This window comes from Rhizobium chutanense (genome assembly GCF_002531935.1).
GTDB classification, from domain to species: Bacteria; Pseudomonadota; Alphaproteobacteria; order Rhizobiales; family Rhizobiaceae; genus Rhizobium; species Rhizobium chutanense.
The window spans coordinates 120,859-135,028 of sequence record NZ_NWSV01000006.1 but is presented as its reverse complement, the minus strand read 5'-3'; the positions used below and the strand labels follow the sequence as shown (position 1 = coordinate 135,028).

Here is a 14,170-nt window from a genome sequence, read left to right as displayed (position 1 = left end):
TCTTTATTGCTGCACGGCGGGGGTCGGCACCGCCTCGATGTTGAAGGCGGCGGCCATCAGCGCCTTGGTATAATCGTCCTTCGGCGCGCGGAAGATTTCCGATGACGGACCCTGCTCCACCACCTTGCCGAACCGCATGACGATGACGTCGTTGGCGAGCGCCTTCACCACTTTCAGATCGTGGCTGATGAAGAGATAGGCGAGATCGTGCTTCTGCTGCAGATCGCGCAGGAGATCGACCACCTGGGCCTGCACGCTCATATCGAGGGCCGAGGTCGGCTCGTCGAGCATGACGAAACGCGGCTTCAGCACCATGGCGCGGGCAATCGCGATGCGCTGGCGCTGGCCGCCGGAGAATTCGTGCGGATAGCGCCAGCGGGTCAGCGGATCGAGGCCAACCTCCTCCAGCGCCCAGCAGACGCGCTGGTCGCGTTCTTCCGACGTCAACGAGCGCTCATGCACCTTCAGGCCTTCGGCAATGATATCGCCGACAGACATGCGGGGGCTGAGCGAGCCATAAGGATCCTGGAAGACGATCTGCAGTTGATTGCGCAGCGGCCGCATCTCGTTGAACGAATAGCCGGCTATATCTTTACCGACAAAGGCGATCCGCCCTTGCGAGGAGATCAGCCGGGTGAGCGCGAGACCCAGCGTGGTCTTGCCGGAACCGGATTCACCGACGACGCCGAGCGTCTGGCCGGCGCGCAGCGAAAGGTCGATGCCGTCGACCGCCTTCACGTGATCGACGACGCGGCGCATCAGCCCCGCCTTGATCGGGAACCAGACGCGGATATCGGAGCCTTCCATCACCACCGGCTTCGCCGGATCGGCAAGCGGCGGTTCGCCACGCGGTTCGGAGGCGAGAAGATGGCGGGTGTATTCGTGCTTCGGATCGGCGAAGACCTCGTCGACCGTTCCGGTTTCGACGATCCGGCCCTTGGTCATGACGCAGACGCGATCGGCGAATTTGCGCACGATGCCGAGATCATGGGTGATGAACAGCATCGACATGCCGTGCACGGCCTTGAGCTGTCGCAGCAATTCGAGGATCTGTGCCTGCACGGTGACGTCGAGCGCGGTTGTGGGTTCGTCGGCGATCAGCAGTTCCGGGCGGTTGGCAAGCGCCATGGCGATCATGACGCGCTGGCGCTGGCCGCCTGAGAGTTCGTGCGGATAGGCCTTCAATCGTTTTTCCGGCTCGCGGATACCCACCTGGTTCAACAATTCCAGCACGCGCTCCCGCGCCGGCTCACCGCTGAGACCTTGGTGCAACGCCAGGATCTCGGCGATCTGCTTCTCGATCGTATGAAGCGGATTGAGCGAGGTCATCGGCTCCTGGAAGATCATGGTGATGTCGTTGCCGCGCACCTCGCGCAGCGCCCGCTCCGACGCTTTCAGGAGGTCCTTGCCCTTGAACAGGATTTCGCCGGAGGGATGGCTTGCCGAGGGATAGGGCAGAAGCCGCAGGATCGAATTGGCCGAAACCGACTTGCCGGAACCGGATTCGCCGACGAGCGCCACCACCTCGCCCTTGGCGATATCGAAGGAGATGCTATCGACGGCAAGCGATGTCTCGCCGCCCTGGTGAAAGGCCACCGAGAGATCACGGACGGAAAGGAGCGGTTCTGTCATATCACTCATTGAAACGTCTTCCTCGGATCGAAGGCATCGCGCACGGCTTCGCCGATGAAGATCAGCAGGGACAGCATGATCGACATGGCGAAGAAGGCCGTCAGCCCCAGCCATGGCGCCTGCAGGTTAGACTTGCCCTGGGCGATCATCTCGCCGAGCGAAGGTGAGCCCGGCGGCATGCCGAAGCCGAGGAAATCGAGCGACGTCAGCGTGGTGATCGAGCCGGAGAGGATGAAAGGCAGGAAGGTCAGCGTCGCCACCATGGCGTTCGGCAGCAGGTGGCGCCACATGATGGTGCGATTGTTGACGCCGAGGGCGCGGGCGGCGCGGACATATTCGAAATTGCGGGCGCGCAGGAATTCGGCGCGCACGACGCCGACGAAGCCGACCCAGGAAAAGAGCAGCATGATGCCGAGCAGCACGAAGAAGCCGGGCGGCAGAATGGCGGCGATGATCAGCAGGATGTAAAGCACCGGCATCGACGACCAGATCTCGATGAAGCGCTGCAGCAAGAGATCGGTCCAGCCGCCGAAATAGCCCTGCACGGCACCGGCCGTTACGCCGATGATCGCCGAGCAGATGGTCAGCGCCAGGCCGAAGAGCACCGATATGCGGAAGCCGTAGATGACGCGCGCCAGCACGTCGCGCGCCTGGTCGTCGGTGCCGAGCCAGTTGACATTGCCGAGCGTGCAGCCGGGATCGTTCACCCCTTGCGGATAACCGGAGCAGCGCTCCTCCTTGGTCATCAGCCAGAAGGGAGCGGTCGGCGCCGAATGCGGGATGTTCGAGTTGACCGAGCGGTAGGAATAGCGCACCGGCGGCCAGATCATCCAGCCATTGGCATTGATCTCGTCTGAGATCACCGAGGAGCGATAGTCGGTTTCGGCCAGGAAGCCGCCGAACTTCTCCTCGGGATAATCGATCAGCACGGGAAAGAGAATTTCGCCCTTGTAGGAAGCGATGATCGGCCGGTCGTTGGCGAGGAATTCGGCAAACAGGCTGAGCACGAACAGCAGCAGGAACAGCCACAGCGACCAGTAACCACGGCCGTTTGCCCGGAAATTCTTCCAGCGGCGGATATTGGTCGGCGACAACAGCCCTTTGCGCGGCGGCTTGACGGGAGTTGCGACGACAGGATTTGCGGCGGCGTCCATCAGACATCCCTCCGCTCGAAATCGATGCGCGGATCGATCCAGGTGTAGATCAGGTCGGAGATCAGGCTGACGGCGAGGCCGAGCAGCGAGAAGATGTAGAGGGTCGCGAAGACGATCGGATAATCCCGGTTGACCACCGAGAGGTAACCGAGGCGGCCGAGGCCATCCAGCGAGAAAATGTTCTCGATGAGCAGCGAGCCGGTGAAGAAAGCGGAGATGAAGGCGCCGGGAAAACCGGCGATGATGATCAGCATGGCGTTGCGGAAGACATGGCCGTAGAGCACCTGCCGCTCGTTCAGGCCCTTGGCGCGGGCGGTGACGACATATTGCTTCTTGATCTCCTCGATGAAGGAGTTCTTGGTCAGAAGCGTCGTGGTGGCGAAGGCGGCGAGGGAAAGCGAGATCAATGGCAAGGTGAGATGCCAGAAATAATCGAGCGGCTTCTGCCACCAGGCCAGCTGGTCGAAATTGTCGGAGACGAGGCCGCGCAGCGGAAACCAGTCGTAGAAGGAACCACCGGCGAAAAGCACGATCAGCAGGATGCCGAAGAGGAAGCTCGGCACGGCATAACCGACGACGATGACGCCTGATGTCCAGACATCGAAGGTCGATCCGTCCTTCACTGCCTTGCGGATGCCGAGCGGGATGGAGATGGCGTAGGAGAAGATCAGGATCCAGATGCCGAGCGAGATCGAGACCGGCAGTTTTTCCTTGATGAGTTCAAGTACCGAGGTGTTGCGGAAGAAGCTCTCGCCGAAATCGAAGCGGATATAATTCCACATCATCTCGCCGAACCGCGTCAGCGGCGGCTTGTCAAAGCCGAACTGCTTTTCGAGCTTGGCGATCAGCTCCGGATCAAGGCCCTGGGCGCCACGATATTTCGAACCTTCGTCCCCTCCTCCATCACCCAGCAGGTCGCCGCCGCCGGACAAGCGCTGATCGGCGCCATCGGCCTGGCCGCTCAATTGGGCGATCACCTGCTCGACGGGACCGCCGGGGGCGAACTGAATGACAGTGAAGGAAATCGCCATGATGCCGATAATGGTCGGGATCATCAGAAGCAGGCGGCGAATGACATAGGCGCCCATCAGCCTTCAGCCTCCGGAAATCTTCTTCTCGTCTGCCTGCCGTCCAGTCCAATGCCGCTCAATCCGTCAGCCTTCCCTTGCCGGCCCCGCCGGCGTGTGGTGATTCGCTCGTGCCATTTGGAGCCGAGGGCCCCTCTATTGCAAGCCCGCTCATTTTGCCGAGGTGGACCACCAGGCCTCCGGGAAACCCAGGCCATAGGCCGGAAACTCGGCCGGATGCGTGACCGTGTTCCAATAGACGATGTTGTAGGTATCGCGGTAGAACAGCGGGATGACGTAGTGATTTGCCAGCAATACCCGATCCATGGCTTTGATGGCTGCAACCTGTTCATCCCGGTTCGGCGCGAAGATAATCATGCGAATGAGTTCATCGACCGCCGGGTTGGCAATGCCGGCATAATTGTGGGAGCCTTGCTGGTTGACCGAAGTGGATCCCCAATAATCGCCCTGTTCGTTGCCGGGGTTCATGCTCTGCGCCCAGACATTCCAGATCATGTCATAGTCGAAGCTGCGTTCGCGATTGACAGCTTGCGATGCATCGACCGTCCGCACCCGCGCATCGATGCCGATTTTCTTGAGATTATTGGCATAGGGCACGGCCCAACGTTCCAGTATCGGGCTCGACAATAGGATCTCGAAGCTCATCGGCTGGCCGGTCTTGGTATTGACCATGCGATTGTTCTTGATCTCCCAACCGGCATCTTTCAGCAGCGCAATCGCCTTGCGGAGGTTGTCGCGGCTTTTCTGCGGATCGCCGCCGACCGGATTGGTGTAGGGCGTGGTGAAGACCTCAGAGGGAATCTTGTCCTTCATGCCCTGCAGAATTTCCAGCTCTCTCCCCTGCGGCAGGCCGGAAGAGGCAAGTTCGGTGTTCCAGAAATAGCTGTCGATGCGTTTGTAGCTGTTGAAAGCAACGGTGCGGTTCAGTTCCTCGAAGTCGAACCCATAGTTCAAGGCTTCGCGAACCCTGATGTCCTTGAAGAGATCACGCCGCATGTTGGGCACCAGCGCCTGCAGGATGCCGGTGGAGCGAAGCGGGTTGGCCACCTCCTCCTTCTTGACGCGTCCCTCCTTCACCGCGGGAAAATCATATCCCGTCGCCCAGCGGGCGGCCGTCGTCTCTTGCCAGTAGTCGCTGTTACCGGCGCGAAACGCCTCGAACTCGACATCCCGGTCCCCGAAATAGGTATAGAGGACGTTGCGGAAATTGTTCTGGCCGACATTCACGTTGAGGTCTTTGCCCCAATAGTCGTCACGCAGTTCATAACGGATCGTCGCGCCGGGCGAAAAGGATGCGATCTTGTAAGGTCCCGAACCCATCACCGGCTCGAGCGTCGTCTTTGAGATGTCGCGCGGCTTGCCGTCCGGTCCCTGCCCCTCCCACCAATGTTTCGGCACGACCACCAACTGGCCGAGAATATTCGGGAGCTCCCGATTGTTCTTCTCGTCGAAGGTGAAGGTGACATCGCGGTCGCCGGTCTTTTCGGCCTTTACCACGTGGCGATAATAGTTCGCGTTGACGGGATTGAGTTCCTTGGCCTTATCAAGGCTGAAGATGACGTCTTCGGGCGTTACCGGCTGACCATCCGCCCATTTCGCCTCCTTGCGCAGCCGAAAGGTCGCGCTGGAAACGTCAGAAGGAAAGGACAGTCCTTCGGCAAGCAGGCCGTAGGAGACAAGGAGCTCGTCATCGGCGGGCTTCATCAAAGTGTCGTATACAAGCGTCAGACCGACCGCCGTCTGGCCTTTGGCAAGCAGCGGATTGAAGGTGTCGAAGGCGCCGCTTGCGGAAAGGCGCAGGTCGCCGCCCTTTGGGGCATCGGGATTGACGTAATCGAAATGCGCAAAACCCGGCTTGTACTTCATGTCGCTGATAACCGAGCTGCCCATTTGAAACGGCTGGTCCTCAGCCACTGCCATCACGGGCGTCAAAACACCCGCAAGTGCCAGAAACAGACCGATTTTCGACCACAGAACCGCCATGCCATTTCCCCTGAATATTGACGGATTCGACAATACGAGAAATAGGGGCGAAAAACAGGAGAGAGTTTGGTTTTTGCCGGGCTCGCGAAATTTTGAGCCGCCGGCTCCGGCCAAAGGCCAGTTCCTGTCGAAGGCCAGTCCCTCTCGAAGGATTGTCGATGGTTGAGGCGCTGCGGCGATCCGTCACCGGCTGATCCTGCGCCCGGCCGGCAAATCATCGATTCACCAAAATCGCTTTTCACGATAGGTTCGAACGCAAATCACTTCGGCAGCGCTTCAAGGGAATAATATGGCTTTCGGCTTCGCTCAGGCTTTCAGGACATTCGGCAAACTGACGCTTGCCGGCGCAATCGGCGCAAGCCTTGCGGCCGGCGACGTCGGCGCCGAGCAGAAGACGCCGAGCCCCGGCAGTGCCAAGGGGCAGTTCGGCGCCGTCAGCCTGCCGACGCAGGGACCGGCGCAGCCGATCGGCTTTTACGCGAAAGGCTGCATGACCGGCGCGGTGGCGCTGCCGACCGACGGGCCGACCTGGGAGGCGATGCGGCTTTCGCGCAATCGCCGCTGGGGCAATCCGGCGATGATCGCCCTGCTCGAACGTCTTTCTGAGGATGGGGCCAAATATGCCGGCTGGCCGGGCATCCTCGTCGGCGACATTGCGCAGCCGCGCGGCGGGCCGATGTTGAACGGTCACGCCTCGCATCAGATCGGCCTCGATGCCGATGTCTGGTTTACGCCGATGCCGGCGCGCCGCATGAGCGCCCAGGAGCGCGAGGACCTGCCCTTCACCTCGATGTTGCAGAAGGACAAGTTTCTGACCGTCGACCCCAAGGTCTGGACGCCATCGCGGGCGCGGCTGTTGATGCTGGCGGCAAGTTATCCCGAAGTGGAGCGCATCTTCGTCAATCCGGCGATCAAGAAGAAGATGTGCGACACCTGGACGGGCGACCGCACCAATCTCGGCAAGCTCCGGCCGGAATACGGCCATGACTCGCATTTCCACATCCGCATCAAGTGCCCGCCGGGTGCCGCGGGGTGCACGCCGCAGGCCCCTGTCACCGCCGGCGACGGCTGCGACAAGTCGCTCGCCTGGTGGTTCACGCCGGCACCCTGGGCGGCGCCGAAACCGCCCCAGCCCGGCGCCAAGCCGCCAAAGCCGCCGCGTGAGATGATGGTCTCCGACCTGCCGAAGGCCTGCGCCGCCGTGCTCGACGCCGCTCCTGTCGCCTCGATGCAGGCCGCCACCTACGGCGGACTTTCCGCCGTGAGCGGGCCCTCCGCCGCCAGCGCGCTCACCGCCGCTCCGGCCGCGGAGCCGGCTGCCGATGCCGACGGGGAACTGCCCGATGTCGGCCCGGTTCCGAACGACAAGCCGGCGATCCAATAAGAAGCGCCGGCGCCTTGTCTTTCAAATCGCAAACTGTTGGTATAGAAGCGGTCAAATCGATTGAATTGCTTGGGCGGAGGGGTTGATGGCCGGCGGTAAATGCCTTGCATTGATTGCGCATGACCAGAAGAAGGACGACATGGCGGACTTCGCCCGCGCTAACCGGGACGTTCTCTCCCGCTGGAAGATCGTCGCCACCGGCACGACCGGCGGGCGGGTGCTCGACGCCGCCCCCGATCTCGACGTCACGAGGCTGAAAAGCGGACCGCTCGGCGGCGACCAGCAGATCGGCGCGCTGATTTCGACCGGCGAGGTCGGCGCCCTGATCTTCTTCGTCGACCCCTTGACGCCGATGCCGCACGATGTCGACGTCAAGGCGCTGATGCGGCTCGCGATCGTTTACGATATTCCGATGGCGCTCAACCACGCGACCGCTATAAAACTTCTTCCGACACTCGAAGCCTGATCAGCACGGAACCGGCCATGCCAAAACCGAACAACAGCACCGCTCCCATGCCTTTCCCGATCCTGATCGGCGATATCGGCGGCACCAATGCCCGCTTCTCCATCCTGACCGATGCCTATGCCGAGCCGAAGCAGTTTCCGAACGTGCGCACGGCGGATTTTACCACGATCGACGAAGCGATCCAAAAGGGCGTGCTCGACAAAACGGCGGTGCAGCCGCGCTCGGCGATCCTTGCCGTCGCCGGCCCGATCAACGACGACGAGATCCCGTTGACCAATTGCGACTGGGTGGTGCGGCCAAAGACGATGATCGAAGGCCTCGGCATCGAGGACGTGCTCGTCGTTAACGATTTCGAGGCGCAGGCGCTGGCCGTCGCCGCCCTTTCGGACGAGAACCGCGAACGCATCGGCGACGCCACCGGCGACATGATCGCGTCCCGCGTCGTGCTCGGACCGGGCACCGGGCTCGGCGTCGGCGGGCTGGTGCATGCCCAGCATAGCTGGATCCCGGTTCCCGGCGAAGGCGGCCATATCGATCTCGGGCCGCGCAGCAAGCGCGACTATCAGCTCTTCCCGCATATCGAGACGATCGAGGGGCGTGTTTCGGCCGAGCAGATTCTCTGCGGGCGCGGTCTCGTCAACCTCTATAACGCCATCTGCATCGTCGACGGCATCCAGCCGACGATGAAGGATCCGGCCGACATCACCTCGCACGCGCTTGCCGGCAGCGACAAGGCGGCCGTCGAGACCGTCTCGCTGTTTGCCACCTATCTCGGCCGCGTGGCGGGCGACATGGCGATGGTGTTCATGGCGCGCGGCGGCGTTTATCTCTCCGGCGGCATCTCGCAGAAGATCCTCCCGGCGCTGAAGAAACCGGAATTCCGTTTGGCTTTCGAGGACAAAGCGCCGCATACGGCCCTGCTGCGCACCATCCCGACCTATGTGGTGACGCATCCCTTGGCAGCGCTTGCCGGGCTTTCCTCCTATGCCCGCATGCCGGCCAATTTCGGCGTCTCGACGGAGGGGCGCCGCTGGCGGCGTTAGGCTCCGGGGCGCACGGCAAAGAGAGCGTTCCCGGTGCGTCCTATCCGGACGCCTGGGCGCTCTAGCCAAACCGGTCCCAACTCTTTATAGACCCCGGCAAAAGTGCGCCTCGCCTTCGCGAGCGCTTGGTCCGAGACAGGAAACCTCATTTTTGGAAGCGGCGGAAAGCAGAACGCAGAGCGTCAGCAGCGATACCGTAACCGGCATCCTGAAGCGGATCATCGCTGAAAACGGCCGCGACCATCTCTGGGGCTATGTCTTTGCGATCGTCTGTCTGATCGTGGTGGCGCTTTCGACGGCGTTTACCGCCTGGATCATGCGAGCGATCATCGACGAGGCCTTCGCCAACCGCCGCGCCGACGTCGTCTGGATCATCTGTCTTTCGATCTTCATCGCCTTCGTGCTGCGCGGTTTTGCCAGCTACGGCCAGGCGGTGGCGCTTTCCAAGGTCGGCAACAATATCGTCGCGCGGTACCAGCGCCGGCTCTATTCGCATCTGATGACGCTTTCGGTCGGCTTCTTCAGCGAGGCGCGCTCCGCCCATATCGCCGCGCAGGTGAGCCAGAACGTCAGCGGCATCCGCGACGTGCTCAACCTGACGATCACCTCGACGGTGCGCGATCTCTTGACCTTCATCTCGCTGATCGGCGTGATGATCCTCCAGGATCCGCTGCTCAGCCTTGCCGTGTTCATCATGGCGCCGCCGCTGCTTTATGCGCTGCGCTATGTGTCCAAGCGGCTGCGCTCGGCGACCCGCGAGGCGGTGCATTTGAACAGCCATGTGCTGGGCGCCATGCAGGAGACGATCCAGGGTATTGCCATCGTCAAAGCCTTCACGATGGAAGACGAACTGGAGCGCAAGGTCAACAAACTCATCACCGGCGCCGAAAGCCGGGCAAACCGGATTGCTCGGCTTTCCGAACGCACGTCGCCGCTGACGGAGAGTTTCGCAGGCTTTGCCGTTGCCAGCGTGCTCGCCTATGCCGCCTACCGCTCGATCTACTACAATGTGGCCCCGGGCGCCTTCTTCTCCTTCGTGACCGCCTTGCTGCTGGCCTATGATCCGGCCCGCCGGCTTGCCCGCCTGCAGGTGCAGATGGAGCGTGCCGTCGTCAATGCGCGGATGATCTACGAACTGCTCGACATGGAACCGCGCCAGCGCGACCTGCCGGATGCAAAGCCGCTGGCGGTGACGCAGGCGCGGATCGAATTCCGCAACGTGTCCTTCGCCTACGGCAATGACAGCGTGCTCAGCGGCGTCAGCTTCGTCGCCGAGGGCGGCGCCACCACCGCGCTGGTCGGTCCCTCGGGCGCCGGCAAATCCACCGTCATCAGCCTCATTCCGCGCTTCTACGATCCGCGCGAAGGCGAGATCCTGATCGACGGCCAGGATATTGCCCATATCACCAAGAAGTCGCTGCGTCAGCAGCTCGCCTATGTCTCGCAGCAGCCCTATCTGTTCGAGGGCACGATCCGCGACAATATCCGCTACGGCCGGCCGGAAGCGACCGATGCCGAGGTGGAAGAAGCGGCCCGGCTTGCCTATGCGCATGACTTCATCTCGGCACAGCCGCAGGGTTACGAGACGGCCGTCGGCGAAAACGGCGTGACGCTGTCGGGCGGCCAGCGCCAGCGGCTGTCGATCGCGCGTGCCCTGGTGCGCAACGCGCCGATCCTGCTGCTCGACGAGGCGACGTCGGCCCTCGACACCGAATCCGAGGCGGCGGTTCAGAAGGCGCTCGACGAGGCGATGACCGGACGCACCGTCGTCGTCATCGCCCACCGGCTTTCGACCGTGGTGCGCGCCGATAAGATCGTCGTCATGCAGCAGGGCCGCGTCGTCGAAGAAGGCAATCACGAGACGCTTGCGAAGGTCAGCGACGGTCTTTACGCTCGTCTCAACAATCTGCAGAGGCCTTCGGCCTCCGATTCAAACTGACCTGACATGAGAGACTGAAATGAGCGATGCTGCGATGAAACTGGTGGTGGTTGGCGCAGCCGGGCGCATGGGTCAGACGCTGATCCGGCTCATTCATTCCATGGAAGGCGTGACGCTGCATGCCGCGGTCGAGCGCGCCGGCTCGCCCTTTATCGGCAAGGATGCCGGCGAGATTGCCGGTCTCGGCCCGACCGGCGTCATCATCGGCGACGATCCGCTCAACGCCTTTCTCGATGCCGAAGGCGTGCTCGACTTCACCTCGCCTGCCGCAACCGTGGAATTTTCAGGGCTTGCCGCGCAGGCGCGCATCGTTCATGTGATCGGCACGACCGGCTGCTCGGCAGACGACGATGCCAGGATCGCCGCGGCCGCCCGCCATGCCCGCATCGTCAAGTCGGGCAATATGAGCCTCGGGGTCAATCTGCTCAGCGTGTTGACCGAGCAGGCAGCGCGGGCGCTCGAGCCTGCCGACTGGGATATCGAGATCCTGGAAATGCACCACAAGCACAAAGTCGACGCCCCTTCCGGCACGGCGCTTCTGCTCGGCGAAGCGGCGGCAAAGGGCCGCAATATCGATCTTGCCTCGAAATCGGTCAGGGTGCGCGACGGCCATACCGGCGCCCGCGAAGCCGGCACGATCGGCTTTGCGACGCTGCGCGGCGGCTCCGTCATCGGCGAACATTCGGTGCTTTTTGCCGGCGAAGGCGAAATCGTCACCTTGTCGCACAGTGCGGCCGACCGCTCGATCTTCGCGCGCGGCGCCATCAAGGCGGCGCTTTGGGCGCGCGACAAGAAGCCGGGTCTCTATTCCATGCTCGACGTGCTCGGGCTTTCTTCCCAATAACGATACTACGGAGGCATATTCATGAGCGGTACCCTCGTCCTCGTTCGCCACGGCCAGAGCGACTGGAACCTGAAGAATCTCTTCACCGGCTGGAAGGATCCCGATCTGACCGAGCTCGGCATTCAGGAAGCCAAAGCCGGCGGCGCCGCACTTGCCGAATACGGGATCAAATTCGACGTCGCCTATACCTCCGCACTCGTGCGCGCCCAGCACACGCTGAAGCTCATCCTCGACAAGGTCGGGCAGCCCGATCTCGAGACGATCCGCGACCAGGCGCTGAACGAACGCGACTACGGCGATCTCTCCGGCCTCAACAAGGATGATGCGCGCGCCAAATGGGGCGAGGAGCAGGTGCATATCTGGCGCCGCTCCTATGACGTGCCGCCGCCGGGCGGCGAAAGCCTGCGCGACACCGGCGCCCGCGTCTGGCCCTATTACCTCACCGAGATCCTGCCGCGCGTGCTGCGCGGCGAGAAGGTGCTGGTTGCCGCACACGGCAATTCGCTGCGCTCGCTGGTCATGGTGCTCGACAAGCTAAGCAAGGAAGGCGTGCTCGCCCTCAACCTCGCGACCGGCGTGCCGATGGTCTACAAGCTGAAGGCGGATTCCACCGTCGCTTCCAAGGAAGTGCTCGGCGACATGTCCGGCGCACATTGAATCCAGCGGCCTTCCCTGTCCCGACGGGGAAGGCTGCCCTCAATTCTCGATGGTAAACTGCACGCGGTCGGCTGCGAAGCGGCTGATCGAATACTGCACCGGCACACCGTCGAGATCGGTATTCATCGCCTTGGCGATCAGCAGGATCGCACCAGGGGTGAGCTCCAGGTCGGCTAGGTCTGATGTGTTCGCGTGGGCGGCCGTCACTTCTGTCGTCGTCCTGACATAGTCCGGCAGGCCAAGGTCGGCAAAGGCCTTGGTGATCGATTCGCGCTTGCGATAGGCCTCACCGATGCCGGCGAAGCGTGCGGCGGGAAACCAGCTCGTCGCCTTTGAAACCGGCCGCCTGTCGGCATGGCGCAAGGTTTCCAGCCGGATCACCTCTTCTCCCTGCTTCAAGCCCAGCCAGCGGGCAACCTCGGCGCTCGCCTCCTCCGTCGCTTCATCCAGCAGGAGGGCGCGCATCTCGCGCGCCTGATCGCCGATGCCTGAGGTGAAGCGCGTGCGCCGGGTGATCGGGAAATTCAGCCGCTCCTTACGCTCGATCAGCGTGCCGCGACCTTGTACCGCACGCACGATCCCCTCCTGCGCCAAGGCTGCCAGCGCGCTGCGCACCGTATGCCGATTGACGCCCAACTGCAGCGCCAGGACGGTTTCGGGCGGCACCATTCCGGTTTCGTCATAGGCTCCGTTGCCGATCGCCTCGCGAATCCGATCGGCGATCTGGCGCCAGAGCGCCACGCCGGTCTGCCTTTGCACCTGCTTCAATCCCGCCATTCGCCCCTGTCCTGTCATTCCAACCGACGACGTCACACGCTTGTCACGACATCGATTTAAGCGTAGGTATATCTTGTATAGTTGTCTATATCAATAGACATTTAGAGGAGCGGCGATGATCTCAGCGGACAGGAAAGACGCTGCGTCACAGACGGCATCCGGGCGCAAACGCGCCGCCGATCTGCTGGCGCGGGCAGAACGCAGCGAACTCCAGGCAGTCTGGGATGCCTTGCCGCAAAAGCCGGCGGCACATCCGGTGCGCGGGCCGGAGACCGGGCTGGTGATGGTGCGCGGGCGCATCGGCGGCGGCGGAGCGCCCTTCAATCTCGGCGAAGTGACGGTGACACGGGCGACGGTCCGGCTGGATTCCGGCTCGGTCGGCCATGCGCAGGCGCTCGGCACCGATCGTGAGAAGGCCCGGCTTGCGGCGATCTTCGACGCGCTCTGGCAGGAGGAGGCGACGCAGGATTTCGTCGAACAGGCGCTGCTTTTGCCGATCGCCGGGCGGATCGCCGCTACTGAGCGCCGCAAGGCCGACGAGACGGCGGCGACCCGCGTCGATTTCTTCACCATGGTGCGGGGAGACAACTGATGGGCCTGAAGACAGAAGCGCTGACCGGCGGCTTTGCCGAGCCGGTTTTCCACGCCCAGAGCGTCTTCAAGATGTTGATGGACGGCATGGCCCGCCCCGGTACGATCCAGACCGTTCAGCCCGATGCCGCGCCGCCCGCACCCCTCGGCATCGCCGCCGGCGCGATCGCGCTGACGCTTTGCGACCACGACACATCAGTCTGGCTTTCCCAGGGACTGGCGAAATCCACCGTGCCGGAGTGGCTCGGCTTCCACACCGGCGCGCCTCTGACCACCGAAAAAGCCGAGGCACGCTTTGCCTTCGCCGAGGCCGGCACCGCGCTCTGCCCCTTCGGGCTTTTTGCCGCGGGCACGCAGGAATATCCCGACCGTTCGACGACCTTGATCATCGAGCTCGCCGAACTCGAGGGCGGCCGCAGGCTGGCGCTGATGGGTCCGGGCATCCAGAGCGTGACGGAGATCGCGCCTATCGGCCTGCCGGAGACCTTCCTCAGGCTTTGGACCGAGAACCGCGCCCTCTTTCCGCGCGGCATCGACATCGTGCTGACGGCGGGCAGGCGTTTCCTCTGCCTGCCGCGCACCACCAAGATCACAGCAACGGAGATCTGAGCT

At 62.8% G+C, this 14,170-nt stretch carries 13 protein-coding genes; 8 read left to right on the top strand and 5 right to left on the bottom strand.

Features of this window, described 5'->3' with window-relative positions; all coding sequences use genetic code 11:
- Positions 1–3: 3 nt before the first annotated feature.
- The 4 genes from CO666_RS12280 to CO666_RS12265 form a co-directional block, all read right to left on the bottom strand.
- The gene (locus CO666_RS12280) at positions 4–1,641 is read right to left on the bottom strand and encodes an ABC transporter ATP-binding protein (protein ID WP_097612400.1); all 1,638 of its coding nucleotides are present in this window, start codon (positions 1,639–1,641) and stop codon (positions 4–6) included.
- Entirely contained in the window at positions 1,638–2,786 is a 1,149-nt protein-coding gene (locus tag CO666_RS12275) for an ABC transporter permease (protein WP_097612399.1), read from the bottom strand. The genes CO666_RS12280 and CO666_RS12275 overlap by 4 nt, the downstream gene beginning before the upstream one ends.
- Positions 2,786–3,874 carry a microcin C ABC transporter permease YejB gene (locus CO666_RS12270; RefSeq protein WP_097612398.1) on the bottom strand — a complete coding sequence of 363 codons (1,089 nt, stop codon included), beginning with the start codon at positions 3,872–3,874 and terminating at the stop codon, positions 2,786–2,788. The genes CO666_RS12275 and CO666_RS12270 overlap by 1 nt, the downstream gene beginning before the upstream one ends.
- 150 nt (positions 3,875–4,024) lie before the next feature.
- Positions 4,025–5,857, bottom strand: coding sequence for an extracellular solute-binding protein (locus tag CO666_RS12265; RefSeq protein ID WP_097612397.1), 1,833 nt, complete (start codon positions 5,855–5,857; stop codon positions 4,025–4,027).
- Between the two features lie 289 nt (positions 5,858–6,146).
- Here CO666_RS12265 and mepA point away from each other — a divergent pair, with 289 nt between their 5' ends.
- From mepA to CO666_RS12235, 6 genes are all read left to right on the top strand, one after another.
- Positions 6,147–7,241 (top strand): penicillin-insensitive murein endopeptidase, encoded by a 1,095-nt coding sequence (gene mepA / locus CO666_RS12260; RefSeq protein ID WP_097612396.1) that lies wholly within the window; start codon positions 6,147–6,149, stop codon positions 7,239–7,241.
- A gap of 85 nt (positions 7,242–7,326) precedes the next feature.
- Positions 7,327–7,707 carry a methylglyoxal synthase gene (locus CO666_RS12255; protein ID WP_088676452.1) on the top strand — a complete coding sequence of 127 codons (381 nt, stop codon included), beginning with the start codon at positions 7,327–7,329 and terminating at the stop codon, positions 7,705–7,707.
- A 17-nt stretch (positions 7,708–7,724) separates the two neighbouring features.
- Complete coding sequence (locus CO666_RS12250) at positions 7,725–8,750, top strand: glucokinase (RefSeq protein WP_097612395.1); 1,026 nt, start codon at positions 7,725–7,727, stop codon at positions 8,748–8,750.
- 151 nt (positions 8,751–8,901) lie between these two features.
- The gene (locus tag CO666_RS12245; protein WP_097612394.1) at positions 8,902–10,689 is read left to right on the top strand and encodes an ABC transporter ATP-binding protein; all 1,788 of its coding nucleotides are present in this window, start codon (positions 8,902–8,904) and stop codon (positions 10,687–10,689) included.
- A gap of 19 nt (positions 10,690–10,708) precedes the next feature.
- On the top strand, positions 10,709–11,533 hold the full coding sequence (dapB, locus tag CO666_RS12240; protein WP_097612393.1) for a 4-hydroxy-tetrahydrodipicolinate reductase: 825 nt from the start codon (positions 10,709–10,711) through the stop codon (positions 11,531–11,533).
- A 21-nt stretch (positions 11,534–11,554) separates the two neighbouring features.
- Positions 11,555–12,190 carry a 2,3-bisphosphoglycerate-dependent phosphoglycerate mutase gene (locus CO666_RS12235; RefSeq protein WP_097612392.1) on the top strand — a complete coding sequence of 212 codons (636 nt, stop codon included), beginning with the start codon at positions 11,555–11,557 and terminating at the stop codon, positions 12,188–12,190.
- Between the two features lie 39 nt (positions 12,191–12,229).
- Here the strand turns inward: CO666_RS12235 and phnF are convergent, their stop codons facing one another.
- Positions 12,230–12,967 (bottom strand): phosphonate metabolism transcriptional regulator PhnF, encoded by a 738-nt coding sequence (phnF, locus tag CO666_RS12230; RefSeq protein WP_097612391.1) that lies wholly within the window; start codon positions 12,965–12,967, stop codon positions 12,230–12,232.
- Between the two features lie 115 nt (positions 12,968–13,082).
- Here phnF and phnG point away from each other — a divergent pair, with 115 nt between their 5' ends.
- Complete coding sequence (phnG, locus tag CO666_RS12225) at positions 13,083–13,559, top strand: phosphonate C-P lyase system protein PhnG (RefSeq protein WP_097612390.1); 477 nt, start codon at positions 13,083–13,085, stop codon at positions 13,557–13,559.
- Positions 13,559–14,167 carry a phosphonate C-P lyase system protein PhnH gene (gene phnH / locus CO666_RS12220; protein WP_097612389.1) on the top strand — a complete coding sequence of 203 codons (609 nt, stop codon included), beginning with the start codon at positions 13,559–13,561 and terminating at the stop codon, positions 14,165–14,167. The genes phnG and phnH overlap by 1 nt, the downstream gene beginning before the upstream one ends.
- Positions 14,168–14,170: the final 3 nt, after the last annotated feature.